22 protein-coding genes and 1 riboswitch are annotated in these 25241 nt (G+C 70.4%); of the genes, 12 read left to right on the forward strand and 10 right to left on the reverse strand.

The window, feature by feature from the left end:
* Positions 1-52: 52 nt before the first annotated feature.
* The 3 genes from ACGF5O_RS17575 (at position 53) to ACGF5O_RS17585 (ending at position 2590) form a co-directional block, all read left to right on the forward strand.
* On the forward strand, positions 53-628 hold the full coding sequence (locus ACGF5O_RS17575; protein WP_393810768.1) for an RNA 2'-phosphotransferase: 576 nt from the start codon (positions 53-55) through the stop codon (positions 626-628).
* A 100-nt stretch (positions 629-728) separates the two neighbouring features.
* Positions 729-1631 carry an LLM class flavin-dependent oxidoreductase gene (locus ACGF5O_RS17580; RefSeq protein ID WP_393810769.1) on the forward strand — a complete coding sequence of 301 codons (903 nt, stop codon included), beginning with the start codon at positions 729-731 and terminating at the stop codon, positions 1629-1631.
* A 71-nt stretch (positions 1632-1702) separates the two neighbouring features.
* Positions 1703-2590 carry an HAD-IIB family hydrolase gene (locus tag ACGF5O_RS17585; RefSeq protein WP_393810770.1) on the forward strand — a complete coding sequence of 296 codons (888 nt, stop codon included), beginning with the start codon at positions 1703-1705 and terminating at the stop codon, positions 2588-2590.
* 18 nt (positions 2591-2608) lie between these two features.
* Here ACGF5O_RS17585 and cydD read toward each other — a convergent pair whose 3' ends face one another.
* From cydD to hisC, 4 genes are all read right to left on the reverse strand, one after another.
* Positions 2609-6337 carry a thiol reductant ABC exporter subunit CydD gene (gene cydD / locus ACGF5O_RS17590; protein ID WP_393810771.1) on the reverse strand — a complete coding sequence of 1243 codons (3729 nt, stop codon included), beginning with the start codon at positions 6335-6337 and terminating at the stop codon, positions 2609-2611.
* Positions 6338-6387: 50 nt separating this feature from the next.
* Positions 6388-7395 (reverse strand): cytochrome d ubiquinol oxidase subunit II, encoded by a 1008-nt coding sequence (cydB, locus tag ACGF5O_RS17595; RefSeq protein ID WP_393810772.1) that lies wholly within the window; start codon positions 7393-7395, stop codon positions 6388-6390.
* A gap of 18 nt (positions 7396-7413) precedes the next feature.
* Complete coding sequence (locus ACGF5O_RS17600) at positions 7414-8922, reverse strand: cytochrome ubiquinol oxidase subunit I (RefSeq protein WP_393810773.1); 1509 nt, start codon at positions 8920-8922, stop codon at positions 7414-7416.
* A 273-nt stretch (positions 8923-9195) separates the two neighbouring features.
* Entirely contained in the window at positions 9196-10275 is a 1080-nt protein-coding gene (gene hisC, locus ACGF5O_RS17605; RefSeq protein WP_393810774.1) for a histidinol-phosphate transaminase, read from the reverse strand.
* A gap of 438 nt (positions 10276-10713) precedes the next feature.
* On the opposite strand from hisC, the gene ACGF5O_RS17610 reads away from it, so the two are divergent.
* The 3 genes from ACGF5O_RS17610 to ACGF5O_RS17620 all read left to right on the forward strand — a co-directional run bounded on the left by ACGF5O_RS17610 (position 10714) and on the right by ACGF5O_RS17620 (position 14209).
* Positions 10714-11826 (forward strand): LacI family DNA-binding transcriptional regulator, encoded by a 1113-nt coding sequence (locus ACGF5O_RS17610; RefSeq protein ID WP_362580719.1) that lies wholly within the window; start codon positions 10714-10716, stop codon positions 11824-11826.
* 255 nt (positions 11827-12081) lie between these two features.
* The gene (locus ACGF5O_RS17615) at positions 12082-13158 is read left to right on the forward strand and encodes a metallophosphoesterase (RefSeq protein WP_393810775.1); all 1077 of its coding nucleotides are present in this window, start codon (positions 12082-12084) and stop codon (positions 13156-13158) included.
* Positions 13159-13339: 181 nt separating this feature from the next.
* Complete coding sequence (locus tag ACGF5O_RS17620; RefSeq protein WP_393810776.1) at positions 13340-14209, forward strand: hypothetical protein; 870 nt, start codon at positions 13340-13342, stop codon at positions 14207-14209.
* A 118-nt stretch (positions 14210-14327) separates the two neighbouring features.
* Here ACGF5O_RS17620 and thiC read toward each other — a convergent pair whose 3' ends face one another.
* A complete protein-coding gene (gene thiC / locus ACGF5O_RS17625) occupies positions 14328-16130 on the reverse strand; it encodes a phosphomethylpyrimidine synthase ThiC (RefSeq protein WP_393810777.1) in 1803 nt (600 codons plus the stop codon).
* Positions 16123-16300: riboswitch (TPP riboswitch) on the reverse strand. It overlaps the preceding gene by 8 nt.
* A gap of 71 nt (positions 16301-16371) precedes the next feature.
* On the opposite strand from thiC, the gene ACGF5O_RS17630 reads away from it, so the two are divergent.
* Positions 16372-17985 (forward strand): YibE/F family protein, encoded by a 1614-nt coding sequence (locus tag ACGF5O_RS17630; RefSeq protein ID WP_393810778.1) that lies wholly within the window; start codon positions 16372-16374, stop codon positions 17983-17985.
* Between the two features lie 164 nt (positions 17986-18149).
* On the opposite strand, the gene ACGF5O_RS17635 is transcribed toward ACGF5O_RS17630, so the two are convergent.
* The 4 genes from ACGF5O_RS17635 to ACGF5O_RS17650 form a co-directional block, all read right to left on the reverse strand.
* Positions 18150-18587, reverse strand: a complete 438-nt coding sequence (locus ACGF5O_RS17635) for an SsgA family sporulation/cell division regulator (RefSeq protein WP_362580710.1) — start codon at positions 18585-18587, stop codon at positions 18150-18152.
* Positions 18588-18686: 99 nt separating this feature from the next.
* Positions 18687-19412 (reverse strand): IclR family transcriptional regulator, encoded by a 726-nt coding sequence (locus tag ACGF5O_RS17640; protein ID WP_393811084.1) that lies wholly within the window; start codon positions 19410-19412, stop codon positions 18687-18689.
* A gap of 275 nt (positions 19413-19687) precedes the next feature.
* Positions 19688-19900, reverse strand: a complete 213-nt coding sequence (locus ACGF5O_RS17645) for a DUF5326 family protein (RefSeq protein ID WP_393810779.1) — start codon at positions 19898-19900, stop codon at positions 19688-19690.
* A 164-nt stretch (positions 19901-20064) separates the two neighbouring features.
* Positions 20065-20382 (reverse strand): cupin domain-containing protein, encoded by a 318-nt coding sequence (locus ACGF5O_RS17650; protein WP_089100494.1) that lies wholly within the window; start codon positions 20380-20382, stop codon positions 20065-20067.
* Positions 20383-20441: 59 nt separating this feature from the next.
* Here ACGF5O_RS17650 and ACGF5O_RS17655 point away from each other — a divergent pair, with 59 nt between their 5' ends.
* The 5 genes from ACGF5O_RS17655 to ACGF5O_RS17675 all read left to right on the forward strand — a co-directional run bounded on the left by ACGF5O_RS17655 (position 20442) and on the right by ACGF5O_RS17675 (position 24151).
* Positions 20442-20819 (forward strand): phage holin family protein, encoded by a 378-nt coding sequence (locus ACGF5O_RS17655; protein WP_393810780.1) that lies wholly within the window; start codon positions 20442-20444, stop codon positions 20817-20819.
* A gap of 7 nt (positions 20820-20826) precedes the next feature.
* Positions 20827-21318 carry a low molecular weight protein-tyrosine-phosphatase gene (locus ACGF5O_RS17660; RefSeq protein ID WP_393810781.1) on the forward strand — a complete coding sequence of 164 codons (492 nt, stop codon included), beginning with the start codon at positions 20827-20829 and terminating at the stop codon, positions 21316-21318.
* On the forward strand, positions 21315-22448 hold the full coding sequence (locus ACGF5O_RS17665; protein ID WP_393810782.1) for a cystathionine gamma-lyase: 1134 nt from the start codon (positions 21315-21317) through the stop codon (positions 22446-22448). The genes ACGF5O_RS17660 and ACGF5O_RS17665 overlap by 4 nt, the downstream gene beginning before the upstream one ends.
* Before the next feature lie 228 nt (positions 22449-22676).
* Entirely contained in the window at positions 22677-23582 is a 906-nt protein-coding gene (locus ACGF5O_RS17670) for a LysR family transcriptional regulator (protein ID WP_393810783.1), read from the forward strand.
* A gap of 86 nt (positions 23583-23668) precedes the next feature.
* Complete coding sequence (locus ACGF5O_RS17675; protein ID WP_393810784.1) at positions 23669-24151, forward strand: NUDIX domain-containing protein; 483 nt, start codon at positions 23669-23671, stop codon at positions 24149-24151.
* A 4-nt stretch (positions 24152-24155) separates the two neighbouring features.
* Here the strand turns inward: ACGF5O_RS17675 and ACGF5O_RS17680 are convergent, their stop codons facing one another.
* The gene (locus tag ACGF5O_RS17680; protein ID WP_393810785.1) at positions 24156-25238 is read right to left on the reverse strand and encodes a globin domain-containing protein; all 1083 of its coding nucleotides are present in this window, start codon (positions 25236-25238) and stop codon (positions 24156-24158) included.
* Positions 25239-25241 lie beyond the last annotated feature (3 nt).

Below are 25241 nucleotides of genomic sequence, written 5' to 3' on the forward strand. Positions count from 1 at the left end.
CCGCGGCGAAAAATATCTGCGTGATCCGCGTCTCGCCCGGCACGCTGATGGCATGAACGCGAGACACAACGAAGGAACGCAGGACGAGCGGCGCACCGTGAAGGTGTCGAAGTACCTCTCGAAACACCTGCGCCACCAGCCCGAACGCATCGGGCTCAGCCTGGACGAGGCGGGCTGGGTGGAGATCGACGCGCTGCTCGCGGCGGTAGCGGCACACGGTTTCCCGGTCAGTCGCGAGGAGCTGGACCACGTCGTCGCCGCCAACGACAAGCAGCGGTTCGCGATCGAGGGCACCCGGATCCGCGCCAGCCAGGGCCACAGCATCGACGTCGACCTCGGACTGCCCCCGGCGACCCCGCCGCCGTACCTGTACCACGGCACCGTCGCACGGAACCTGGAGGCGATCCGGGACGAGGGCCTCAGGCCGATGAACAGGCACGACGTGCATCTGTCGGCGGACAGGGAGACCGCGACGCGGGTCGGTGTCCGGCGCGGGCGCCCGGTCGTGCTGTCGGTCGACGCGGGCACGATGCACCGGGACGGGCACGTCTTCCACATCAGCGCGAACGGGGTGTGGCTGACCCGGACCGTACCGCCGAAGTACCTGCGCTTCCCCGATCCGCACTGACAAGGAGCACCTCGCCGTCGGCCTGCTCACGCCGTGGCTGAACAGCCGCATACGGTGACCGTTTCGTCCGCCGTCGCCGGGTCCCCTTAGTCTCGGACGCATGAGTCTGCGTCTGAGCACCGTGATCCTCCCGTACCGCCGCTGGAGCGAGGGCGGCAGCACCGCCTGGACGCGGGCCGAGGAACTGGGCTTCCACACCGCCTACACCTATGACCACCTGTCCTGGCGCAGCTTCCGGGACGGCCCGTGGTTCGGGGCGATCCCGACGCTGACCGCCGCCGCGGCCGTCACCGACCGACTGCGCCTCGGCACGCTCGTCACCTCGCCGAACTTCCGGCATCCGGTGCCCCTCGCGAAGGAGCTGATCTCCCTCGACGACATCTCCGGCGGCCGGGTCACCCTCGGCATCGGCGCGGGCGGCAACGGCTTCGACGCCACCGCGCTCGGCCAGGAGCCGTGGACCCCGCGCGAGCGCGCCGACCGGTTCGCCGAGTTCGTGCCGCTGCTCGACCGGCTGCTCACCGAGGACTCCGTGACGTACGAGGGCGAGTTCTACTCGGCCCACGAGGCGCGTGACATTCCGGGCTGTGTGCAGCGGCCCCGGCTGCCCTTCGCGGTCGCCGCCACCGGCCCGCGCGGGCTGAAGCTTGCCGCGCGCCACGGCCAGGCGTGGGTGACCACCGGCGACCCGAAGCTGTACGAGAACGGCACGCCCGAGCAGTCGGTCGAGGCACTCCGCGGACAGCTCGGGAAGCTCGGCGAGGCCTGCGCGGCGATCGGCCGGGACGTGGCGGAACCGGACAAGATCTTGCTCACCGGGTTCACCCCGGACCGCGGCCGTCCCCTGGAGTCCCTGGACGCCTTCGTGGACTTCGCCGGCCGCCACCAGGAGCTGGGCTTCACCGAGCTGGTGATCCACTGGCCCATCCCCGACTCGGACTTCGCGGCCGAGCAGAAGGTCTTCGAGCAGATCGCCATGGAGGCCCCGGCCCAACTCGCCTGAGGCGCGGCCGAGGACCCTCCGGAGTCGTCTGTGTCTCATCTGTGCGACCGCCCGCACGGCCGTGCGGGCATATGCGCGAGAATGGCCCGGTGACCTCAGCGACCCGACAGCCCGAGACCCCTGCCTTCGCGACCCCGCCCCGGCTGATCGCCACCGATCTCGACGGCACCCTGCTGCGCGACGACAAGTCGGTCTCCCCGAGGACGGTCGCCGCGCTGGCCGCCGCCGAGGAGGCCGGTGTCGAGGTCTTCTTCGTCACCGGCCGCCCGGCCCGCTGGATGGACGTCGTCAGCGACCACGTCCACGGCCACGGCCTGGCGATCTGCGGCAACGGCGCGGCCGTGGTCGACCTGCACGGCGGCCCCGGCGCCCACCGCTTCGTGAAGGTGCGCGACCTGGCCCGGGAGAACGCGCTGGACGCGGTACGGCTGCTGCGCGAGGCCGCGCCCGGCACCGTGTACGCGATCGAGCAGACGTACGGCTTCCACCAGGAGCCGGCCTATCCCAAGCTGCACCTGGAGATACCGGACCACCTGCTCGTCGCCGAGGAGATCCTCGCGGCCGACGGTCCGAGCGCCGGCGAGCCCGTGCTCAAGATCCTCGCCTACCACCCCGACCTGGACCCCGACGCGTTCCTCACGCTCGCCCGCCTCGCCATCGGCGAGCGCGCCACCGTCACCCGGTCCAGCCCCAGTGCCCTGCTGGAGATCAGCGGCCCGGGCGTCTCCAAGGCCAGCACACTCGCCCTGGAGTGCGCCGAGCGCGGCATCTCGCCCGCGGAGGTCGTCGCCTTCGGGGACATGCCCAACGACGTCGAGATGCTGACCTGGGCCGGCCAGTCGTACGCCATGGGCAACGCCCACCCCGCCGCGGTCGCCGCCGCCTCCGGCCGCACGGTCGCCAACAACGAGGACGGGGTGGCCGTCGTGATCGAGCAGCTGCTCGCCGCCCGCGCCTGAGACGCCCGCAGCGCGGGGCTACCGCGCTCCCACCAGCGAATCCGCCGCGGCCTCCCGCTCCGCCATGTCGCGCAGTGGTCCGGCCGTGGCGGCCAACTCCGCGTAGCTCCCGCGCTGCACCACCCGACCCGCGTCGAGGACGATCACCTCGTCCACGGCCGCCAGGCCCGCCAGCCGGTGCGTGATCAGCAGTGTCGTACGGCCCTCGGTGGCGGCCAGCAGGTCCGTGGTGAGCGCGTCCGCCGTGGGCAGGTCGAGATGCTCGGCCGGCTCGTCCAGAACCAGCACCGGGAAGTCGGCGAGCAGTGCCCGGGCGAGGGCCAGCCGCTGCCGCTGCCCGCCGGACAGCCGCGCCCCGTGCTCGCCGACGAGGGTGTCGAGCCCGTCGGGCAGCCCGTCCACCCAGTCGAGCAGCCGGGCCCGGCCCAGCACGTCCCGCAACTCCTCCTCGGTGGCGCCCTTCCGGGCCAGCAGCAGGTTCTCCCGCACGGAACTGTCGAAGAGGTGCGCGTCCTGGGCGCACAGCCCGACGAGCCGCCGTACGTCGTCGCTGTCCATGCCGTACGCGTCCACACCGGCGAGCGTGTAGGAGCCCGCGCCCGGGTCGAGGAACCGCAGCAGGACCTGGGCGAGGGTCGACTTCCCGGCGCCGGACGCGCCGACCACGGCCACCCTGCGCCCCTCGTGCAGGGTCAGGTCGAGCCCGCCGAGCGCGTCCCGCGGCTGCCCCGGGTACCGGGCCGTCAGGCCCTTCAGGACGACGGGAAAGGGCGCGGCGGGCGCCTGACGCGGCCGCTCCGGCTCCCGCACAGGCTCGGGCGCGTCCAGCACCTCGTAGACGCGCTCGGCGCTCCTGCGCACCCGCTGCCGGTGCCGCACGGCCAGGGGCAGACCCAGTACGGCCTCGAAGGCGGCCAGCGGCGTGAGCACGACGACCGCCATCGCGACCCCGCTCAGCCGGCCGTCGGCGACCCCCTGGGCCCCCAGCAGCGCGGTGGCCGCGACGGTCAGGCCGGTCAGCAGCGCGGTCAGCCCGTCGCCGAGTGCGGTGGCCGCGGCCCCGCGCGAGGCGATCCGGGTGAGCGTGCCGTCGGCCCGCCGGGCCGCGTCGGTGCGGGCCGGCAGCGCGCCGGCGACGGTCAGTTCGGCGGTGCCGGTGAGCAGGTCGGTGACCCGGGTGGCGAGCAGCCCGCGGGCCGGTGCCAGCCGGTGCTCGGCGCGCCGGGCCACCGCCGAGGTCACCAGCGGAACGCCGACACCGGCCGCCAGCAGCCCCACCGCGAGTGCGGCCCCGGCCTCGGGCAGGAGCCATGCCGTGAAGCCCACGGCCCCGGCGGACACCGCCACCGCGGCTCCGGCGGGCAGCAGCCACCGCAGCCAGTAGTCCTGGAGGGTGTCCACGTCGGCGACCAGCCGGCTGAGCAGATCGCCCCGCCTCGTCGTCCGCAGCCCGGCGGGCGCGAGCCGCTCCAGCCGCCGGTACACGGCGACCCGCGTGTCGGCCAGCATCCGCAGCACCGCGTCGTGGGACACCAGCCGCTCGCCGTACCGGAACACGGCCCGCCCGATCCCGAAGGCCCGCGTGGCCGTCACGGCGACCATCAGATACAGCACCGGCGGCTGCTGCGAGGCCCGCGAGATCAGCCACCCGGAGGTCGCCATCAGCCCGACGGCACTGCCGAGCGCGAGAGCCCCCAGCAGAAGCGCAAGCAACAACCGCCCCCGCCGCGCCCCGGAGGCCGCCCGAACCCGACCAAGCACACTCCGCCACCCCCCGGACACCGACTCCACAGACCCACCCACAGCCCACCCAACCTGTTCTCCGCCCGGGCCTTCCCACCCTCCAGGCCGCCCTACGCCCTCGCCTTCCCACACCCCAAGCCGCTCCACACCCTCGCTGCCGAGCCCACCGAGCCGCTCCGCAACCTCGCCCTCGCGCTGGCCGAGCCGCTCCACAACCCCGTGTCCCGATCGTCCGAGCCGGTCCGAGTGCTCGCTTCCCAGCCCACCGAGCCCCTCCGCGACCTCACCTTCCGACTGACCGAGTCGGGTGGTGGGTGGGCGAAGGTTCTGGGGGGCCAGGGGGCGGAGCCCCCTGGGGACCTCGCTGCCGGAGAGCCGCACCACCCGGTCCGCCGCCGACAGCAACGCCGGCCGGTGCACCACCAGCAACACGGTCCGCCCCTCGGAGAGCCTCCGTACCGCCGCCACGACCTCCCCCTCGGTCACCCCGTCCAACGCAGCCGTCGGCTCGTCCAGCAACAGCACAGGCCGGTCGGCCAGAAACGCCCGCGCCAACGCCAGCCGCTGCCGCTGCCCCGCGGACAGACCGGCCCCGTCCTCGCCGAGCACCGTCTCCGCCCCCTCCGGCAGCGCATCCACGAACTCCAGCGCCCCGGCGTCCCGCAACGCCCCCCGGACGGCGTCATCGTCCGCGTCGGGACGCGCGAGCCGCACGTTCTCGGCGATCGTCCCGGCGTACAGGTGCGGCCGCTGCGGCACCCACGCGATCCGCGACCGCCACTCCGCCAGGTCGACGTCGGCGAGATCTGCGTCCCCGACCCGCACCCGCCCCCGCTCCGGCCGCACGAACCCCAACAGGACGTTCAGCAGCGTCGACTTGCCCACACCGCTCGGGCCGACCAGCGCGACGGTCTCCCCGGGATCGACCGTGAACGACACGTCGGTCACCGCGTCCGCCGAGCGCCCCGGGTAGCGGACCGTCACCCCGTCGAAGGCCAGAGCGGCACCGCTGGGCACCGCACCGGCCCCGGACACCGGCACCGGCGTCTCCAGCACCGCGAAGATCTCCTCCGCCGCCGCCAGCCCCTCCGCCGCCGCGTGGAACTGGGCGCCCACCTGCCGCAACGGCAGATACGCCTCGGGCGCCAGGACCAGGATGACCAACCCGATGTACAGGTCCATGTCGCCGTGGACCAGCCGCATGCCGATGGTCACGGCGACCAGCGCCACCGACAGCGTGGCGAGCAGTTCCAGCGCGAACGAGGAGAGGAAGGCGATCCGCAGCGTCCGCATGGTCGCCTGCCGGTACTCGCCGGTGATCCGCCGGATGGACTCGGCCTGCGCCTTGGCCCGGCCGAACACCTTCAGCGTCGGCAGCCCGGCGACCACGTCCAGGAAGTGCCCGGAGAGCCGGGACAGCAGCCGCCACTGACGTTCCGTCCGGGACTGGGTGGCCCAGCCGATCAGGACCATGAAGAGCGGGATCAGCGGCAGGGTCCCGACGATGATCGCCGCGGACACCCAGTCCTCGGTGACGATCCGGGCCAGCACCGCGACCGGTACGACCACCGCCAGCCCCAACTGCGGCAGATAGCGCGAGAAGTAGTCGTCGAGGGCGTCGACCCCGCGCGTCGCGAGGGTGACCAGTGACCCGGTCCGCTGTCCGCTCAGCCAGCCGGGACCGAGCGCCACGGCACGCTCGAGGAGCCGGCCCCGCAGCTCGGACTTGACCGCCGCACTCGCCCGGTGCGCGGCGAGTTCGGTGAGCCAGGAGACCACCGCCCGGCCGACGGCCACAGCCACCAACAGCAGTAGGGGGGTGCGGAGTTCGGAGACCGAGTGACCGTGCTGGAAGGCACCGACGACCACCTCGGCGATCAGCATGGCCTGGGCGATGACCAGCCCGGCGCCTACGACACCGAGGCCGACGACGGCCACCAGGAAGAGCCGGGTGGCACGGGCGTAACGCAGCAGACGAGGATCAATTGGTTTCACGTGAAACATGCCCTTCGACCCGGAGTGGGTGTTTCACGTGAAACACCCACTCCTCGGACTCAGTGCGCGGCTTCGGTCGCGATGTGCTGCGTACCGATCCGCTTCCGGAACACCCAGTAGGTCCAGCCCTGGTAGAGCATGACGAGCGGCGTGGCGATCGCCGCGAGCCACGTCATGATCTTCAGGGTGTACGGGCTCGACGAGGCGTTGGTGACCGTGAGGTTCCAGTCCCCGTTGAGCGACGACGGCATGACGTTCGGGAAGAGCGAAAGGAAGAGCATCGCCACGGCGGCCACGATGGTCACGCCGGACAAGGCGAACGCCCATCCCTCACGGCCCCGCAGGTTGGCGCCGAGGGCGGCCACCAGTGCGACGGCCGCCACGACCAGCGCCACCAGGCTCTTGCCGTCACCGCTGTCGACCTGGGTCCACAGCAGGAAGGCCAGCGCCAGTGCGGCGGCGAGGACCCCGACCTTGGTCGCCAGCTTCCGCGCCCGCACCCGGATGTCACCGACCGTCTTGAGCGCGGTGAACACCGAGCCGTGGAAGGTGAACAGGGTCAGCGTCACCAGTCCGCCCAGCAGGGCGTAGGGGTTGAGCAGGTCCCAGACGGTGCCGACGTACTCGAAGTTCCGGTCGATCTTCACCCCGTGCACGATGTTCCCGAAGGCCACGCCCCACAGGAACGCCGGGATCAGCGAGGTCCAGAAGATCGCGGTCTCCCAGTTGCGCTGCCAGTTCTCCTCCGGGCGCTTGGCCCGGTACTCGAAGGCGACGCCCCGGACGATCAGGCAGACCAGGATGACCAGCAGCGGCAGGTAGAAGCCGGAGAAGAGCGTGGCGTACCACTCGGGGAAGGCGGCGAAGGTCGCGCCGCCCGCAGTGAGCAGCCACACCTCGTTGCCGTCCCAGACCGGGCCGATCGTGTTGATCAGCACCCGCTTCTCCAGGCGGTCCCGGGCGAGCAGCTTGGTGAGGATGCCGACCCCGAAGTCGAATCCCTCCAGGAAGAAGTAGCCGGTCCACAGGACGGCGATCAGGACGAACCAGACGTCGTGAAGTTCCATGACTGCGTCTCCCTCGGCCTAGTACGAGAAGGCCATCGGCTTGTCGGCGTCACGGGCCTCGCCGCCGATCTTCGTGGGCGGGTTGAGGTCGTCCTCGGTGAGTTCGGGCGGGCCCGCCTTCACGTACTTCACGAGCAGCTTGACCTCGACGACGGCGAGGACGGCGTACAGCGCGGTGAAGGTGATCATCGAGATGAGGATCTCGGTCTGGGAGACGCCGGGGGAGACCGCGTCGCGGGTCTGCAGGACGCCGTAGACGACCCAGGGCTGGCGGCCCATCTCGGTGAAGATCCAGCCCCAGGAGTTGGCTATCAGCGGGAAGCCCAGTGTCCAGATCGCCACCAGCCAGTAGAGCCTGCCGAGCTTGGGGCTGAGCGCCTTGTTCCTGAAGAGGACCAGGTTCGGCACGTCGTCCTCACCGACCCGCAGGTGCTGCGGCAGCATGAACTTCTTGCGGGTCAGCCAGAGCCCGGCGAGGCCGATGGCGAAGGAGGCCATGCCGAAGCCGATCATCCAGCGGAACGCCCAGAAGGTGACCGGGACGATGGGCCGGTAGTCGCCGGCGCCGTACTTCTGCTGCTCGGCCTTGTTGGTGTCGTTGATGCCGGGCACGTACGAGTTGAAGTCGTCGTCCGCGAGGAACGACAGCACGCCCGGGACGGAGAGTTCCACGGTGTTGTGGCCCTTGCTCACGTCGCCGTAGGCGAAGATCGAGAACGGCGCCGATTTCTGGCCGTCCCACAGGGCCTCGGCGGCGGCCATCTTCATGGGCTGCTGCTTGAACATGACCTTGCCGAGGGTGTCGCCGCTGACCGCGGTGAGCAGACCGCCGATGACCACGGTGATCAGGCCGAGCCGCAGCGAGGTCTTCATCACGCTGATGTGCTTCTTGCGGAACAGGTGGAAGGCGGCGATGCCGACCATGAACGCGCCGCCGGTGAGGAAGCAGGCGCTCAGCGTGTGGAAGGCCTGGGCCAGCGCGGTGTTCTGGGTGAGGACGGCCCAGAAGTCGGTGAGCTCGGCCCGCCCCTTCGCCTTGTTGATCTTGTAGCCGACGGGGTGCTGCATCCACGAGTTGGCCGCGAGGATGAAGTACGCGGACAGGATCGTGCCGATGGAGACCATCCATATGCAGGCCAGGTGGATCTTCTTGGGCAGCTTGTCCCAGCCGAAGATCCACAGCCCGATGAAGGTGGACTCGAAGAAGAAGGCGATCAGCGCCTCGAAGGCGAGCGGAGCACCGAAGATGTCACCGACGAACCGTGAGTAGTCGGACCAGTTCATGCCGAACTGGAACTCCTGCACGATGCCGGTGACCACACCCATCGCGATGTTGATCAGGAAGAGCTTGCCCCAGAACTTGGTCGCCCTGAGGTACTTCTCCTTCTCCGTGCGCACCCAGGCGGTCTGCAGGCCGGCCGTGAGGGCGGCCAGCGAGATCGTCAGCGGGACGAACAGGAAGTGGTAGACGGTGGTGATGCCGAACTGCCAGCGCGCCAGTGTCTCCGGCGCCAGAGCCAGGTACACGTCGTCAGTCTCCTTACGTCGCCGTGGTACAGCGGCACTTCGCCCCCTTTGTCGCGTACATCACGGAACAAACGGGACGCGCTTGTGAATGCATTCACATTCACAAGCCATTATGGCGCACTCACTCTCGAACATCGAAGGGGGGTCGCACTTGAGCCTTCCGGCCCCACCGGAGCATGCGAACGGGGCCGCTCGGCCCTCGTTCCGGCCGTGCGACCCCGTGCACCTGACACCGCCGGACCGCGGGATGCCCCCGCCGCGGCCCCGCGGGCACTACAGCTCCTTGCGGAACGCCTCGGTCACCTTCAGGAAGATGTCGTTCGCCTCGGTCTCGCCGACCGTCACCCGCACCCCCTCGCCCGGGAAGGGCCGGACGACCACACCGTGCGCCTCGCAGAGCTGCGCGAAGGCGGTCGTACGCTCCCCCAGCCGCAGCCACACGAAGTTGGCCTGGGTCTCGGGCACCGTCCAGCCCTGCCCGCGCAGCGCCTCGACCACGCGCTGCCGCTCGCACACCAGCGAGCCGACCCGGCCCAGCAGCTCGTCCTCGGCCCGCAGCGAGGCGATCGCCGCCTCCTGGGCGAGCTGGCTCACGCCGAAGGGAACCGCCGTCTTGCGCAGCGCCGCGGCCACCGGCTCGTGCGCGATCGCGAAGCCGACGCGCAGCCCGGCGAGGCCGTACGCCTTGGAGAAGGTCCGCAGCACGCAGACGTTCGGCCGCTCACGGTAGATCTGGACGCCGTCGGGCACCTCGGGGTCGCGGATGAACTCCCGGTAGGCCTCGTCCAGGACCACCAGCACGTCGCTCGGCACCCGGTCCAGGAACCGCTCCAGTTCGGCCCGCTTCACGACCGTACCGGTCGGGTTGTTGGGGTTGCAGACGAAGATCAGGCGGGTCCGGTCGGTGATGGCGTCGGCCATCGCGTCCAGGTCGTGCACGTCGCCGGAAGTGAGCGGCACCTGGACCGACCGGGCGCCACTGATCTGCGTGATGATCGGATAAGCCTCGAAGGACCGCCACGCGTAGATCACCTCGTCGCCGGGGCCGCTGGTGGCCTGGATCAGCTGCTGGGCCACACCGACCGACCCGGTGCCGGTGGCCAGGTGCCCGAGCGGGACACCGAAGCGGTCCGAGAGCTCGTTCACCAGCCCGGTGCACGCCAGGTCCGGGTAGCGGTTGAAGGAGGAGGCGGCCGCGGTGACGGACTCCATCACGCCGGGCAGCGGGGGATACGGGTTCTCGTTGGAGGAGAGCTTGTACGCGACCGGGCCGCCCGCCGCGGCCGGCTTGCCCGGCTTGTAGGTGGGGATACCCTCCAGCTCGGCGCGCAGCTTGGGGCTCGTCTCGCTCACCGCAGTCCTCCTCGCGACCACCGGCGGACCGTCCGCGCCGCCGGCATCCAATACTGCTCACCTTATGAGGATTCGGCGCCGCCGAGTACAGCGGAAGTTCCGGTGCAGCGCCGGACCGGCGAACCCCGTCCGTCCCACTGGCATCACGGGCATCACCACACGAAGGCGCATTTATCGGGGGCGCGCCCTACATATATCTACGCGCCGGTGGCTCACGCCGTAGCGCGCATCACCCGTGCAGGTGAGTTGAGACCTCTTCGAGACATCAGGCACTTGGCAGGCCCATCCGTGCCGACAAGTCACGTCTCCCTATTGGATCGTTCAACTGACTTTCTTTCTAAGGAAGTTGACCCTGTTTGACCTTGCAGAAACGTGCCTGTCAACGCGTGCATATGCGTCCGCACTACCCCACCGCATGAGCCCTACTATCGGCTCGCCATGACAGCAGCAGGGAAGCACCAGGTGAGCCGCGCGGAAACCTCTCGGCGAGGCAGCCGGCCGGGCCGGGCGGGCATCAGAGACGTGGCCGCCGCCGCCGGAGTCTCCATCACGACCGTCTCCGACGCCCTGAACGGCAAGGGGCGGCTCCCGGATGCCACCCGGCGCCACGTCAGAGAGGTCGCCGACCGGCTGGGGTACCGCCCCTCGGCCGCCGCCCGCACCCTCCGTACCGGCAAGTCGGGACTCATCGGCCTGACCGTGACGACGTACGGGGATGAACCTTTCACCTTCACCGAGTTCGCGTACTTCGCCGAGATGGCGCGGGCCGCCACCTCGGCCGCGCTCGCCCGTGGCTACGCCCTCGTCATCCTGCCCGCGACCTCGCGCCACGACGTGTGGTCGAACGTCGCCCTGGACGGCACGGTCGTCATCGACCCCTCCGACCAGGACCCGGTGGTCAGCGAACTGGTCCGGCAGGGCCTGCCGGTGGTCTCCGACGGCCGCCCGGCCGGCTCGCTCCCGGTCACCGCCTGGGTGGACAACGACCACGAGGCCGCCGTACTCGGCATCCTCGACCACCTCGCCGACGCCGGCGCCCGCCGCATCGGCCTGCTCACCGGCACCACGACGGACACGTACACGCACCTGTCGACCACCGCCTACCTGCGCTGGTGCGAGCGGGTCGGCCAGGACCCGGTCTACGAGGCCTACCCGGCGCACGACCCGTGCGCGGGCGCCGTCGCCGCCGACCGGCTGCTGGCCCGGCCGGACCGCCCCGACGCCGTCTACGGGCTCTTCGACCCCAACGGCACCGACCTGCTCGCCGCCGCCCGCCGCTACGGACTGCGCGTCCCCGACGACCTGCTCCTGGTGTGCTGCAGCGAGTCGACCGTGTACGCCAACACCGAGCCGCCCATCACCACGCTCTCCCTGAAGCCGCGCCGCATCGGCACGGCGGTGGTGCAGCTGCTCATCGACGCGATCGAGGGGGTCGAGTCGGACCAGCCGGTCGAGCAGGTGATACCGACCGAACTGATCGTGCGTACCTCCTCCCAGCGACGCGCGCAGCGCACCACGGTCAGCCCGCCGCGGGCACCGGAGGAGGAGTAGCACGGACACGCGGAGATCGGGGCGGCACGGCTGCCGGGCGTCGTCGGACGGCGGCCGGCAGCCGGTCGGCTGGTGGTCGAACCCCTGCCCAACCGGGGCGAAAGCCACGCTGAACTGGAGTCCTGCCCGGATTCACCACCCCTGGGTCATCACACGGCGCGACGGGCATTCCTATGATGGGCCCACGACACCGCGGGCCGCTGCGACCAGGCAGTCCGAAGCGGTGCAGATGCGGCGCGATGGTGGAGGGGTCTGATGACTCAGGGGGCCGGTCAGGGACCCGAGGCGGAGCGGACGGCGACGTTGCGCGACTTCCGGGTGCCCGGGTACGTCAACGAGACCGGTCCGTACGCCGCCAGCACCCACCCCGGTGACGTCGTCCCGGCGGTCGACGACATGTACCCCGAGGGGTATCCGGACGGGTACACGCCCACCCAGCGCGACCTGCCGGTCATCAACCGCGGCGACACGCTCCAGACGCCCGTCGAACCGGCCGCGCAGCCCGCGGACGAGCCCGGCCCGCTGTACGTCGTCGGTGACGTGCACGGCTACTTCGACGAGCTGCTCGCCGCGCTGCGGGAACAGGGCCTGATCGACGCGGACGGGCACTGGTGCGCGGGCGTCGCCCGGCTCTGGTTCCTCGGCGACTTCACCGACCGGGGTCCGGACGGTATCGGCGTCATCGACCTGGTGATGCGGCTGTCCGCCGAGGCGGCGGCGGCCGGCGGCTACTGCAAGGCCCTCATGGGCAACCACGAGCTGCTGCTGCTCGGCGCCAAGCGGTTCGGCGACACACCGGTCAACTCCGGCGCGGGCACCGCCACCTTCCAGGCGGCCTGGCTGCTCAACGGCGGCCAGAAGACCGACATGGACCGGCTCCAGGACCACCACCTCCAGTGGATGGCCCGGCTGGACGCCGTCGAGGAGGTCGACGGCTACCTGCTGGTCCACTCCGACACCACCGCCTACCTCGACTACGGCGACTCGATCGAGGCGGTCAACGACACGGTCCGCGAGACCATCACGCGCAATGACGCGGACGAGGTGTGGGATCTCTTCCGCAAGTTCACCAAGCGCTTCTCCTTCCGCGACGAGGGGGGTGCAGACGCAGTCCGTTCCCTCCTCGATACGTACGGCGGTACCCGCATCGTTCACGGACACAGCCCGATTCCCTATCTGCTGGGCGAAGTCGGCTCCGAGGAGGGCGAAGAGGACAGCGGCCCCGTTGTGGAAGGACCGCACGTCTACGCCGACGGACTCGCCATCGCCATGGACGGCGGCGTGACCATGGCCGGAAAGCTGCTGGTGAGGCAACTCCCGCTGAACGCCTGAGCGTCAGGCGGGCGGTTTCATCCCCCCGACGTCACACACGGGCCACCCCCAATTTCCGGCAACCCCCTGTCACCGCGTGCCGTAACGGCTCTACCATCGGTTTATCCGTAGCAGGCTCCCCTCCGTTTCTGCCCGACGGTTCGCCGGCGTGCGAGCCACCAGCCCTACGGAGCATCGGGGGATGCACATGAACAGCGTTCCGCAGCACCTGCACAGCGAGGACCGCCAGGATTACGAGCGGATCCTCGACGAGGCGCTGCGCTCCGCCCCTTACCGTCCCGAACTGGCCGGTATAGGCCAGCGTCTGAACACCGAACAGCTGCGCACCATGGCGCTCAACGCCACCGCACTGATCGCGGCGGCCGCGGCGACCGAGTACCAGCACTACGTGAAGGTCCGCGAGGAACTGCGCAATCCTGCGCGGTCCACCCCGGCCGCCGTCCAGGACTCCGGTTCCGCGGAACCGGGCCCGGGCGGTGCGATGGGGCTCGCCACCACCATCGGCGAGGCCGCCGAGACCACCGGTGCCGGGGGCTTCGCCCTCGCCCTGGTCCTGGCGCCGGTGCTCGCCGGCACCGCCGCGGCGATCTTCCTGCTCTTCGGCTACGTCCTGAAGATGCTGGACCCGGCTCCGGCGTTCGCCCAGACCATGCTCACCGCGGGCTGGGTGTTCGGCGTCGTGACCGCGGCCGCCATCATCATGGCCGGCGCGGGGCTGCTGCTCACCGCACTGCGCAACAGCCCCTCGCTGGAGGCCGGAGCCTACGGCGAACCCGGCGGGGAGGTGGCCAAGGCCCGGGAGGCCTGGCGGGACGCCTTGCTGGAACGCGGCATCCTGCCCTTCCTGCGGGAGGCGCTGGCCGCCGACTCCGGCACGGCCGGCCTGCGCCGCACCGCCCCCTCGGGCCCGGCGGGCCGGATGCCGCGTCTCGGCTACGACCGCCCCGGCTTCAGCACCGACGACGGCGCCGCACCCGCCCCCCGCCCGAGCTTCACCAGCCCGGACTACACCAGCCCGGACTTCGGAGGCCCGGAACACCAGCCGGAATAACCCGGCTTGCGCCCCCGCCGAGGGGGCGCAGGCCGGACACCCGGTCCACGAGACCGTGTCGGGGAAGGCCGACGGGCACCGCGCCTCCCAGGGCTCCGGCACGCTCCCGATTCCGCCGTCAGTCCGCGATCGGCAGATACACCCGGTTCCCCGCCGCCGCGAACTCCTTCGACTTCTGCGCCATACCCGCCTCGACCTCGGCCCGACTCCCGCCGTGCTCACGGCGGATGTCCTGGGAGATCTTCATCGAGCAGAACTTCGGCCCGCACATGGAGCAGAAGTGGGCCGTCTTCGCCGGCTCCGCCGGAAGCGTCTCGTCGTGGAACTCGCGGGCCGTGTCCGGATCCAGGGCGAGGTTGAACTGGTCCTCCCACCGGAACTCGAAGCGGGCGTCGGACAGCGCGTCGTCCCACTCCTGCGCGCCCGGGTGGCCCTTGGCGAGGTCGGCCGCGTGGGCTGCGATCTTGTAGGTGATCACGCCGGTCTTGACGTCGTCCCGGTTGGGCAGGCCCAGGTGCTCCTTCGGCGTGACGTAGCAGAGCATCGCCGTGCCCCACCAAGCGATCATCGCGGCACCGATGCCCGAGGTGATGTGGTCGTACGCCGGCGCGACGTCCGTGGTCAGCGGGCCGAGCGTATAGAACGGAGCTTCATCGCAGATCTCCTGCTGAAGGTCGATGTTCTCCTTGATCTTGTGCATCGGGACATGGCCCGGGCCTTCGATCATCGTCTGTACATGGAAACGCCTGGCGATCCGGTTGAGTTCCCCCAGCGTGCGCAGTTCCGCGAACTGGGCCTCGTCGTTGGCGTCCGCGATGGAGCCGGGGCGCAGCCCGTCGCCCAGCGAGTACGTGACGTCGTAGGCGGCGAGGATCTCGCAGAGTTCCTCGAAGTTCTCGTACAGGAACGATTCCTTGTGGTGCGCGAGGCACCAGGCCGCCATGATCGAGCCGCCGCGCGAGACGATGCCGGTCTTGCGGTTGGCGGTGAGCGGCACGTACGGCAGGCGCACGCCCGCGTGGACGGTCATGTAGTCCACGCCCTGCTCGGCCTGTTCGATCACCGTGTCCTTGTAGATCTCCCAGGTCAGTTCCTCGGCCCTGCCGTCGACCTTCTCCAGCGCCTGGTAGAGCGGCACCGTGCCGATGGGGACGGGGGAGTTGCGCAGCACCCATTCGCGGGTGGTGTGGATGTTGCGGCCGGTGGAGAGGTCCATGACCGTGTCGGCGCCCCAGCGGGTCGCCCAGGTCATCTTCTCGACCTCCTCCTCGATGGAGGAAGTGACCGCGGAGTTGCCGATGTTGGCGTTGACCTTCACCAGGAACCGCTTCCCGATGATCATCGGCTCGATCTCCGGGTGGTTGACGTTGGCGGGCAGTACGGCCCTGCCCGCCGCGATCTCCTCGCGGACCACCTCGGGAGAAACGTTCTCGCGGATGGCCACGTACTCCATCTCCGGGGTGATCTCGCCCCGGCGGGCGTACGCGAGCTGCGTCACCGGCTCGCCTCCCCGGCCTCGGCGCGGCTGGCGCGGGCGGCCCGGGAAGACCGCGTCCAGGTTGCGCAGGCCACCGCGCGGCGAGGTGTGCTTGATCCCGTCGTCCTCGGGACGGACGGGCCGGCCCGCGTACTCCTCGGTGTCGCCCCGGGCGACGATCCAGTTCTCCCGCAGCGGCGACAGACCCCGGCGGACATCGGTCTCGACGAGCGGATCGGTGTACGGGCCCGAGGTGTCGTAGAGCGTGACCGACTGCCCGTTGGTGAGATGCACCTGACGGACCGGCACCCGCAGGTCGGGGCGGGAGCCCTCGACATACCCCTTGTGCCAGCCGATGGACTTCCCGGCCTCCGGGGACTTTTCGCCCGCAACGGGCTGTTCGTCCTGGCTGAAGGCAGGCGTGCGTACGTCCTTGTTGGTCATGAGACCTACTCCCTACGCCGGCATTACCCGGTAACAGGTTCGGCGGTCGACGCAGCGGCTTCCGTCGGGCGGCGTTCCATGTGAAACATCACTCGTTCCACGTGAAACATCGCGAATACGGAGGTCAGCGCCCTCTCAGCCCGGTGCTCCGAGCTCCCGCGTGTGCAAAGGTGCCTCCACGCTAGCGTCAATTCGGGCGCGGTGAACAGAGGGCCCCTGCCGTTCTTGCGATGATCGGGCGGTGACCTCGACACAGCAGCACCCCTATCCGCCCCCAGACCCGCGGCGCGGCAACGGCGCCCCGCAGGGCGGCGGACCCGGCCACGGGGGCCCTGGTGCCGGTGACGGACACACCCATGGGCAGGGCGAGCAGTACGACCGCGGGCAGGCTCTCAGCCACGCCCACCATCACGACAACGGCCATGCCCACGGCCACGACGAGGCCCAGAGCAACGGGGGCCACGGGGCCCACGGCCAGGCCCAGGGCCACTCGCCCGCTCCCGGCCCCGACCAGAGCGGCTCCGGGCCCGGCGGCGGTCACGGCCACTCGCACGGGCACAGCCACAGCCACGGTCCCGCCGCGCCCGTCTCCAAGCATCTGCGCAAGGTCATCGCGGCGATCCTCATCCCCTTCACCGCGGCGGTCGTGGTCGGCCTGGTGGTGCTGTGGCCCGGCGGCGCCCCGCCCCACGAGCGCACCGGCGTCGGCTTCGACCGCCAGACGCAGGCGGCGACGGTCACCAAGGTCGTCTCGGTCAGCTGCAAGTCGGTCAACGCCTCCGGAGGCGGCTCGACCGGCGACGCCTCCACAGCCGACGGCACGTCCTCGAAGGAGGAGGACAGTACCTGCAAGAAGGCCACGGTCCGGGTCGACACCGGCAAGGACAAGGGCCGTACCTTCACCGAGATCGTGCAGCCCGACCAGTCACGGCAACTGCACGAGGGCGAGCAGGTCGTGGCCGCGTACGAGCCCTCCGCCCCCAAGGACCTGCAGTACTCGGTCACCGACGTGACCCGGAAGTTCCCGATGGCCCTGCTGGCCGGGATCTTCGCGCTCGCCGTCGTGGTGGTGGGCCGGCTGCGCGGTGTGATGGCGCTGGTCGCGCTGGCCGTCAGCTTCCTGGTGCTGACCATGTTCATCCTGCCGGGGATCCTGCAGGGTTCGAATCCGCTGCTGATGGCGGTGGTCGGGTCGAGCGCCATCATGCTGATCGCCCTGTACATCTGTCACGGGCTGTCGGCCCGGACCTCGGTGGCGGTGCTGGGCACGCTGGTCTCCCTGTGCCTGATCGGCCTGCTCGGCTCGGAGTTCATCGACTGGGCCGCGCTCACCGGCAACACCGACGACAACACCGGCCTGATCCACGGCCTGTACCCCTCGATCGACATGAGCGGCCTGCTGCTGGCCGGTGTCATCATCGGTTCGCTGGGTGTCCTGGACGACGTGACGGTGACCCAGACCTCGGCCGTCTGGGAACTGCACGAGGCCAACCCGACGATGGGCTGGCGCGGGCTGTACCGGGCGGGCATCCGCATCGGCCGCGACCACATCGCCTCCGTCGTCAACACTCTCGTGCTGGCCTACGCGGGCGCCGCGCTGCCCCTGCTGCTGCTCTTCTCGATCGCGCAGAGCAGTGTGGCCACGGTCGCCAACAGCGAACTGGTGGCCGAGGAGATCGTGCGCACCCTGGTCGGCTCGATCGGCCTGGTCGCCTCGGTTCCGGTCACCACGCTGCTCGCGGCCCTGGTGGTGTCGGCCGACCGGCCGGGCGCCGGGACGCCCGTACCCGTGGAGGCCGCGCCGGCCGCGCCGGCCGCGGCGCGCGGCGGGCGGGGGCGGCGCCGCAAGCGGTGAGGCGCGGTGGACGGCCCGGGAGAAGGCCGTCCACGAGGTGGGGGCGCGGACGGTGCACCTAAGGAGAAGCATTCCGGCAGGGGCCGCGCACGGACGCGCAGAAGCGTTCCTGCGTGTCCTCACACGGCCCGGCCGAGCGGCGCGCGGCTCCGTGCCGTGGCGCTTCACCCGGCGCTTGGCTCCTCGGCCAGGATGCGGTCCAGGGCGTCGTCGAGGTGGGCGTCGAAGTCGGCGAGCGAGCCCTCCTGGCCGAGCGGCACCAGCTTGTCCGTGCGGTCGAGGAAGGCGACCAGCGGGGGCGCGGAGGAGCGGAACACCGCTTGGTCGCCGCCGACCTGAAGCCGGATCAGCACCTCTCCCAGCACCTCGGAATCGGCGGGCGCGATGTGCACATCGCCCTCCCCGCACGGCCTCCCCACCCCGTCGATCAGCAGCTCCCGGCCGAAGGCCCAGGTCACCGGGGCGTCCCCGGGCAGATGGAAGGTGAGCCGGACGGCATAGGGATCACAGGTCTCGTAGCGCAACTCCACGGGGATGCGGAAGGAGAGCTCCTCCGAGACGAGAAAGCTCATCATGACTTCTGCTTGTACGGACTCGCGCATTGCCTACCCCGTCATATGACACCGACTGGCCGGGTTTTATCCCTTTGCTGGTGGTCAAATCTTGCTGAAAGTACACGGGAGATCACAAGGAGTGAGTTTTCAGATACTGATAGCGATGGCCAGGGACCCCAGGTGCCGGCCCACTTCGGCCTGCAACTGCCGGACGGCGGGCAGCAGCCGGTCGGCCTGGTGGAGGGGGAGGGAGATGGCGATCGTGGCGGCCGTCGTGCCGACGGTGAGGGGGATCGCCGCACACACCGTCCCCAGTGCGTACTCCTGGCGCTCCACCACCGGCTCCATCCGCCGCGTCCGTTCCAGCCGTCGCAGCAGTGTCTGGTCGTCACGGACCGTGTACGGGGTGAGGGGCCGCGCGGGATAGCGGCGGAGATGGTCGCGGCGGACGTCCTGGTCCAGCTGGGAGAGGAGGCACTGGCCGACGGCGTGCGCGTGCCCGGTCTCACGGAAGCCGGCCCACTCCTCGACCGCCGGGGCGGCCGGGGAGTCGGAGATGCTCATGACCTCGATCTCGCCGTCCCGGTACATGGCGTAGTACACCGGGACACCGATCGAATCCCGCCAGTGGGCGAGGGTGTCGACGACCGCGCTGCGACGTTTCTGCTGCGCTCCGCTGCTGCTCAGCCGCTCCGCCGCCTCACCGAGGAAGAACAGCCCCTTGTCACGGCGCAGGTAGCCCTCGTGGACCAGGGTGCGCAGCAGGTGGTACGCGGTGGGCAGGGCGAGGCCGGTCGCGCGGGCCAGTTGTTTGGCGGGGGCGCCGTGTTCGTGTCCGGCGACGCACTCCAGCAGGCGCATCGCGCGCTGCACGGAGCCGATGAGGGTGGCCGTATGCGGCTGCGCGGGGACGGCCGGGGAGGCCGGCCGCTGCACGGGGGGTGTGCCGGAACTGCGTTGGGTCGGGGGCGGAGGGTGTTCCGTGGGTGCGGAGGTGGCGTCAAGCGTGGCCAAGAGTCACTCCCGGAGCGCGAGGGGGTCAGCGACTCTAACCGTCCGCCGACGCTCCCGGTCGGCCCGTACGGGAAACTTCCCTCGCCCGAGGGAACCGGTGACTCCTGATTACCGGCCACCGATTCCCGCGGTCCTCACCAGTCGCTCTTCGACGAGGAGTTCGACATGAACTTCCGCACGATGTAGATCAGTCCGCCGACCAGCGCCACGAAGATCAGCAGCTTGAAGAGCAGGAAGACCACCCAACCGATCACGGCCGTGATCAGGCCGCCGAACACCACCAGCGCGATGACCGGCACCGCGATCCACTTCACCCACCACGGCAGACCTGTGAAGATCTCTCGCATTGCCCTGTCCTCCGCTTTCTCGTGCGCTCCGGCACGTACGGTCTCGTGCGTCCCGCACGATGCGATGTCCCGCACCCGATGCTAGAGCCGCGAAGGGGTCGTACGGAGGCCCGGGATCCCTTGTCCTCCCCTGACCCTTCCCCTAGGGAACCCCGAGGCCGGGGTCAGGCCTCGGGGGGAGAGAAGACGACCAGAACCCGCAGATCCTCGCTGATGTGATGGAACTTGTGGGCCACCCCGGCCGGCACGTACACCACGCTGCCCCGGGCCACCTGCGTGGTCTCCATGCCCACGGTGATCGCGGCACGGCCGCTGACGACGAAGTAGACCTCGTCCTGGTTGTGCGGCTGCTGCGGGTCGTGCGAGCCCGCGTCGAGGGCGTAGAGGCCGACCGACATGTTCCGCTCGCGCAGGAACTGCAGGTAGGCCCCGTCGTTGGCGGCGCGCTCCGCCTCCAGTTCGTCCAGCCGGAATGCCTTCATCGCAGTTGTCGCCCTCGCCTCACTATTTGCATCCGATCTCTTCTGTCACGATCAGACACATGAAGAATTTCGTAGTCAAGACGATCGCCAACGCGGGCGCCCTGGCGGTCGCCGTATGGCTGCTCGACAAGATCACCCTGACCGGCGACAGCACCGCCAAGAAGGTCTGGACGCTGATCCTGGTCGCCCTGGTCTTCGGCCTGGTCAACTTCCTGGTCAAGCCGATCGTGAAGGTCCTGACCTTCCCGCTGTTCATCCTCACGCTCGGCCTGATCACCCTGGTGGTCAACGCGCTGATGCTGCTGCTGACCTCGTGGGTGTGCGACAAGCTCGACCTGAGCTTCCACGTGGAGGGCTTCTGGACGGCCGTCCTCGGCGGTCTGATCATCTCGATCGTGTCCTGGGCCCTCAACATGATCCTTCCCGACTCGGACTGAGAACCCGATGACCTACCGCGTCTGCTTCGTCTGCACCGGCAACATCTGCCGTTCCCCGATGGCCGCATCCGTCTTCCGCGCCCGCGTGGCCGAGGCCGGGCTCGACGACCGCGTGGAGGCCGACAGCGCCGGCACCGGCGGCTGGCACGAGGGCGACGGCGCCGACCCGCGCACCGCCCGCGTCCTGGAGGAGCACGGCTACGACAGCGAGCACACCGCCCGCCGGTTCCAGGCGTCGTGGTTCGCCCGCCTCGACCTCGTGATCGCCCTCGACTCCGGCCACCTCAAGGCGCTGCGCCGCCTCGCGCCCACCGAGGAGGACGCGCGCAAGGTCCGGCTGCTGCGCTCGTTCGACCCTGCGGCAGGCGACGACCCGGACGTACCGGATCCGTACTACGGCGGTCTGGACGGCTTCGAGGAGTGTCTTGAGATGGTGGAGGCGGCGAGTACGGGTCTGCTCGCCGCGGTACGGGCCGAAGCGGAGGGGACAGCGGCATGAGCGACGCGACGATGGGCGAGGGCACGCGCGCGGTGCGCGCGGGCCTGCCCGAACCGGTCAAGAACGAGCCGACCCTGCCCGGGCCGGTCTTCGCCGCGCACTTCCATCTGCCGGGCGAGGTGAGCGGCCCGTACGCCTATGGCCGCGACGAGAACCCGACCTGGACCCATCTGGAGCGGGCCATCGGCGAGTTGGAGGCACCCGGCGACGCGGGCGTCGAGACGCTGGTGTTCGCCTCCGGTGTGGCGGCGATCGCCGCGGTGCTCTTCTCCCAGCTGAGCGCCGGGGATGCGGTCGTCCTGCCCTCCGACGGCTACCAGGTGCTGCCGCTGGTCCGAGCCCAGCTGGAGGCGTACGGCATCGAGGTACGCACCGCACCGACCGCCGGCGACGCGCAGCTCGACGTCCTGGACGGTGCGAAGCTGCTGCTGATCGAGTCGCCGTGCAACCCCGGGCTCGACGTCTGCGACATCCGGCGGCTCGCCGAGGCGGCACACGCACGTGGCGCCCTGGTCGCCGTCGACAACACCCTCGCCACCCCGCTCGGCCAGCGGCCGCTGGCGCTGGGCGCCGACTTCTCCGTGGCCAGCGGCACCAAGCAGCTCACCGGCCACGGGGACGTCCTGCTGGGGTACGTCGCCGGGCGCGACGCGGCGGCCATGGCCGCCGTACGCCGCTGGCGCAAGATCATCGGGGCGATCTCGGGACCGATGGAAGCCTGGTTGGCCCATCGCTCCCTCGCCACCCTCCAGTTGCGGGTGGACCGGCAGAACGCGACCGCGTTGCTGCTCGCGGAGGCACTGCGTGAGCGGCCCGAGGTGACCGCCCTGCGCTACCCGGGACTGCCCGACGACCCCGCGCACAAGATCGCCTCGCAGCAGATGCGCCGCTACGGCTCGGTGATCTCCTTCACGCTGCCCACGCGCACGCGTGCCGAGCGCTTTCTCGAGTCCCTGCGGCTGGTCGACGACGCGACGAGCTTCGGCGGAGTGCGTTCCACGGCCGAGCGGCGGCGCCGCTGGGGCGGGGACGACGTGCCGGACGGCTTCGTCCGGCTCTCGGTCGGGGCCGAGGACCCCGAGGACCTCGTGGCCGATGTACTGCGCGCCCTCGACGAGTCGGACCGGTGACCGGATTACGGACGCCCCCACGGGTCCGGCTACGCATAACGGACGGTCCGAGCCTCCCCCCTCGTGGCTCGGACCGTCCCGGTTCTCGCGCGCCAAGAACCGCGCGACCAAGGCTAGTTGACTCTGCGTCAGTGTCCAATCACTGTAGCGACAGAGACCTATCGACTTATTTATAGTTGAAGGCCTGTCCGGAGGCGGAAAAGGGCAGGCCGAAGGGAAGGGCGTGCGATGGATCTGACCTTGCTGCGCACCTTCGTCACCGTGCACCGGGCCGGCTCCTTCACCCGCGCCGCGGCCCTGCTCGGCCTCTCGCAGCCCGCCGTGACCTCCCAGATCCGGACCCTGGAACGGCAACTGGGCCGACCGCTCTTCCTGCGCCAGGCCCGCGGGGTGACCCCCACGACCATCGGCGACGAACTCGCCCACAAGGCCGCCCCGCATCTCGACGCCCTCGTGGAGATAGCGGAACGCGGTCTCGACGACGACTCCTCGGTGCGTACCCTGCACCTCGCCGGACCGCCCGAGTTCACCGCCGAGCGCGCCCTTCCCGCTCTCGCGGAGCTCGCCGGAGACGACGGGCAGGGCTTCGCACTGCGTGCCTCGTTCGGGAACGCCGAGGAAACCCTGGAGGGGCTGTCCGCCGGTCACCATGACCTGGCCATCAGTACGGTCCGGCCGCGCGGCGCCCTGCTCACCGCCGCCGCGCTCTGCGACGAGGAGCATGTACTGGTCGCCGCTCCGCGCTGGGCCGAGGAAATCGGCGACGGCATGGTGCGCGGCAAGGGCGCCGCCGCCCTGGACAACCTCCCGGTCGTCGAGGTCCACGAGTCGCTGCCGTTCGTCTCGCGTTACTGGGGTTCCGTCTTCGACACGCGGCCGGCCGCCTCGGGCACGGTCGTGGTGCCGGATCTGCGCGCGGTCCTCGCCTGCGCGGTCGCGGGTGCCGGCCTCGCCGTGCTGCCCCGGTATCTGTGCACGTACGCCCTGGACCGCGGTGAGGTCGTGTCGCTGCACGATCCCGCAGTGCCTCCGCTTCGGACGTACTTCCTCGTGGTGCGTACCGGCACGCTCGCCATGCCGCATGTGGCACGTGCGCACGAGTGGCTCCAGCAGGCGTCCGCGGACTGGGGCTGAGCACATCCTGCGGAGTTGACTCAATGCGGCCGTACGGTGGCGCTTCGCGATGTTTCACGTGGAACCAGCTGGGCCACATTTCTCCCATGACCGTCCGACCCGTGGTCAAGCGCACCGCCCGTGCCGTTCTCCTGGACGGCGACGACCTGATTCTGATCAAGCGCACCAAGCCCGGTGTCGATCCCTACTGGGTTACGCCTGGTGGCGGGGTCGAGCCGGAGGACGCCACCGTCGTCGATGCCCTGCACCGCGAGGTGGACGAGGAGCTCGGCGCCAAGATCACCGACGTGGTGCCCTGCTTCGTGGACACCGTGGAGCACATCGGTGAGAGCGGCAGCGCGACCGGTGTGAAGGTGCAGCACTTCTTCGTCTGCCGGCTGGAGTCCATGGACCCGGCCCTTCGGCACGGTCCTGAAGTCGACGAGCCCGCCGGCGAGTACGAGATCGTGCGTGTCCCGTTCACCCGTGTCGGGATCGCCTCCGTCCATCTCGTACCGCTGTCGCTGCGGCACTACCTGGACGGCAACATCGAGGGCGTGCGGGCCATGCACGCCCCGGATCTCGGGTGACGGGTCAGTCGCCGACGACGACCAGTTCCTCGACCGAGTCGTGCCGGATGCGGTGCGCGGGAATGCCGGCGGCCCGTAGCGCGGTGATCCCGTTGCGGATCATGCCGGGCGGACCCGAGAGATAGGCGTCGTACTCGATCCACGGGCCGTAGCCGCGGATGGCGTCGGGGAGCTGGAGGTGAGCCCGCTGGTCGACGACCGCACGGACCGCGAGCCAGGGATGGCTCTGCTGGAGCCGGAGCAGGGTGTCGATGTCGTAGAGGTCGTGGTCGGTACGGGCGCCGTAGAACACCTCGACCGGGCGGCGCGAGCCGCGCTCGGCGATGTCCTCGACCATCGCCTTGATGGGCGCGATGCCGGTGCCGCCGCCCAGGCAGAGCAGTCCGCTGTCCCGCATGTGGTCGACGGTCATCGAGCCACCGGCCGGGCCGAGGCGGACGACGTCACCGGGGCGGGCACGGTGCACCAGTGAGTTGGAGACCCAGCCTGCCGGGACGGCCTTCACATGGAACGTGAGCAGGCCGTCCGAGCGGGGCGCGGAGGCGAAGGAGTAGTGCCGCCACACGCGCGGCCACCAAGGTGTCTCCAGGCTCGCGTACTGCCCGGCAAGGAAGGGGTACGGCTGGTCCGGACGGAGTGTGAGCACCGCGACGTCCGCGGTCCTGAGGTCGTGGGCGACGATCTCCGCGTGCCACCAGGCCGGCGCGCGCAGTTCGTCCGTGGCCGCCGCGTCGATCATCACCTGGGACATCGTCGTGTACGCCCGTACCCAGGCCGCCTCCGTCTCGGGATCCCAGCTGCCCGCGGCGTACTTGCTGAGTGCGCCGATGAGGCACTCCCCGACGGCCGGGTAGTGCTCGGGCCTGGTGCCGTACTTGCGGTGGCCGCGTCCCAGGTTCTGGAGGTACTCGACCAGGACGGGCGGGTTGTCGATGTGCTCGGCCGCGGTGAGCAGCGCCTTCAGCAGCCGGTCCCGCTGGGTGTCCATGGCGGCCGGGAACAGCGAGCGCAGTTCGGGGTGGCGGACGAAGAGCAGTGCGTAGAAGTACGAGGTGACCTTGTCGGCGATCGGACCGATCTCGGCCATGGT

This window comes from Streptomyces sp. NPDC048291, assembly GCF_043201715.1.
Lineage (GTDB): Bacteria > Actinomycetota > Actinomycetes > Streptomycetales > Streptomycetaceae > Streptomyces.

Coding starts and splice junctions, on each gene's coding strand:
- ACGF5O_RS17675 (WP_393810784.1), top strand. CDS start 23,669: ATGACCGTCCGACCCGTGGTCAAGCGCACCGCCCGTGCCGTTCTCCTG.
- ACGF5O_RS17575 (WP_393810768.1), top strand. CDS start 53: ATGAACGCGAGACACAACGAAGGAACGCAGGACGAGCGGCGCACCGTG.
- ACGF5O_RS17650 (WP_089100494.1), bottom strand. CDS start 20,382: ATGAAGGCATTCCGGCTGGACGAACTGGAGGCGGAGCGCGCCGCCAAC.
- ACGF5O_RS17660 (WP_393810781.1), top strand. CDS start 20,827: ATGACCTACCGCGTCTGCTTCGTCTGCACCGGCAACATCTGCCGTTCC.
- ACGF5O_RS17635 (WP_362580710.1), bottom strand. CDS start 18,587: ATGCGCGAGTCCGTACAAGCAGAAGTCATGATGAGCTTTCTCGTCTCG.
- thiC (WP_393810777.1), bottom strand. CDS start 16,130: ATGACCAACAAGGACGTACGCACGCCTGCCTTCAGCCAGGACGAACAG.
- ACGF5O_RS17610 (WP_362580719.1), top strand. CDS start 10,714: ATGACAGCAGCAGGGAAGCACCAGGTGAGCCGCGCGGAAACCTCTCGG.
- ACGF5O_RS17670 (WP_393810783.1), top strand. CDS start 22,677: ATGGATCTGACCTTGCTGCGCACCTTCGTCACCGTGCACCGGGCCGGC.
- ACGF5O_RS17665 (WP_393810782.1), top strand. CDS start 21,315: ATGAGCGACGCGACGATGGGCGAGGGCACGCGCGCGGTGCGCGCGGGC.
- ACGF5O_RS17620 (WP_393810776.1), top strand. CDS start 13,340: ATGCACATGAACAGCGTTCCGCAGCACCTGCACAGCGAGGACCGCCAG.
- ACGF5O_RS17580 (WP_393810769.1), top strand. CDS start 729: ATGAGTCTGCGTCTGAGCACCGTGATCCTCCCGTACCGCCGCTGGAGC.
- cydB (WP_393810772.1), bottom strand. CDS start 7,395: ATGGAACTTCACGACGTCTGGTTCGTCCTGATCGCCGTCCTGTGGACC.
- ACGF5O_RS17655 (WP_393810780.1), top strand. CDS start 20,442: ATGAAGAATTTCGTAGTCAAGACGATCGCCAACGCGGGCGCCCTGGCG.
- ACGF5O_RS17585 (WP_393810770.1), top strand. CDS start 1,703: ATGCGCGAGAATGGCCCGGTGACCTCAGCGACCCGACAGCCCGAGACC.
- ACGF5O_RS17645 (WP_393810779.1), bottom strand. CDS start 19,900: ATGCGAGAGATCTTCACAGGTCTGCCGTGGTGGGTGAAGTGGATCGCG.
- ACGF5O_RS17615 (WP_393810775.1), top strand. CDS start 12,082: ATGACTCAGGGGGCCGGTCAGGGACCCGAGGCGGAGCGGACGGCGACG.
- cydD (WP_393810771.1), bottom strand. CDS start 6,337: ATGTTTCACGTGAAACCAATTGATCCTCGTCTGCTGCGTTACGCCCGT.
- ACGF5O_RS17680 (WP_393810785.1), bottom strand. CDS start 25,238: ATGGCCGAGATCGGTCCGATCGCCGACAAGGTCACCTCGTACTTCTAC.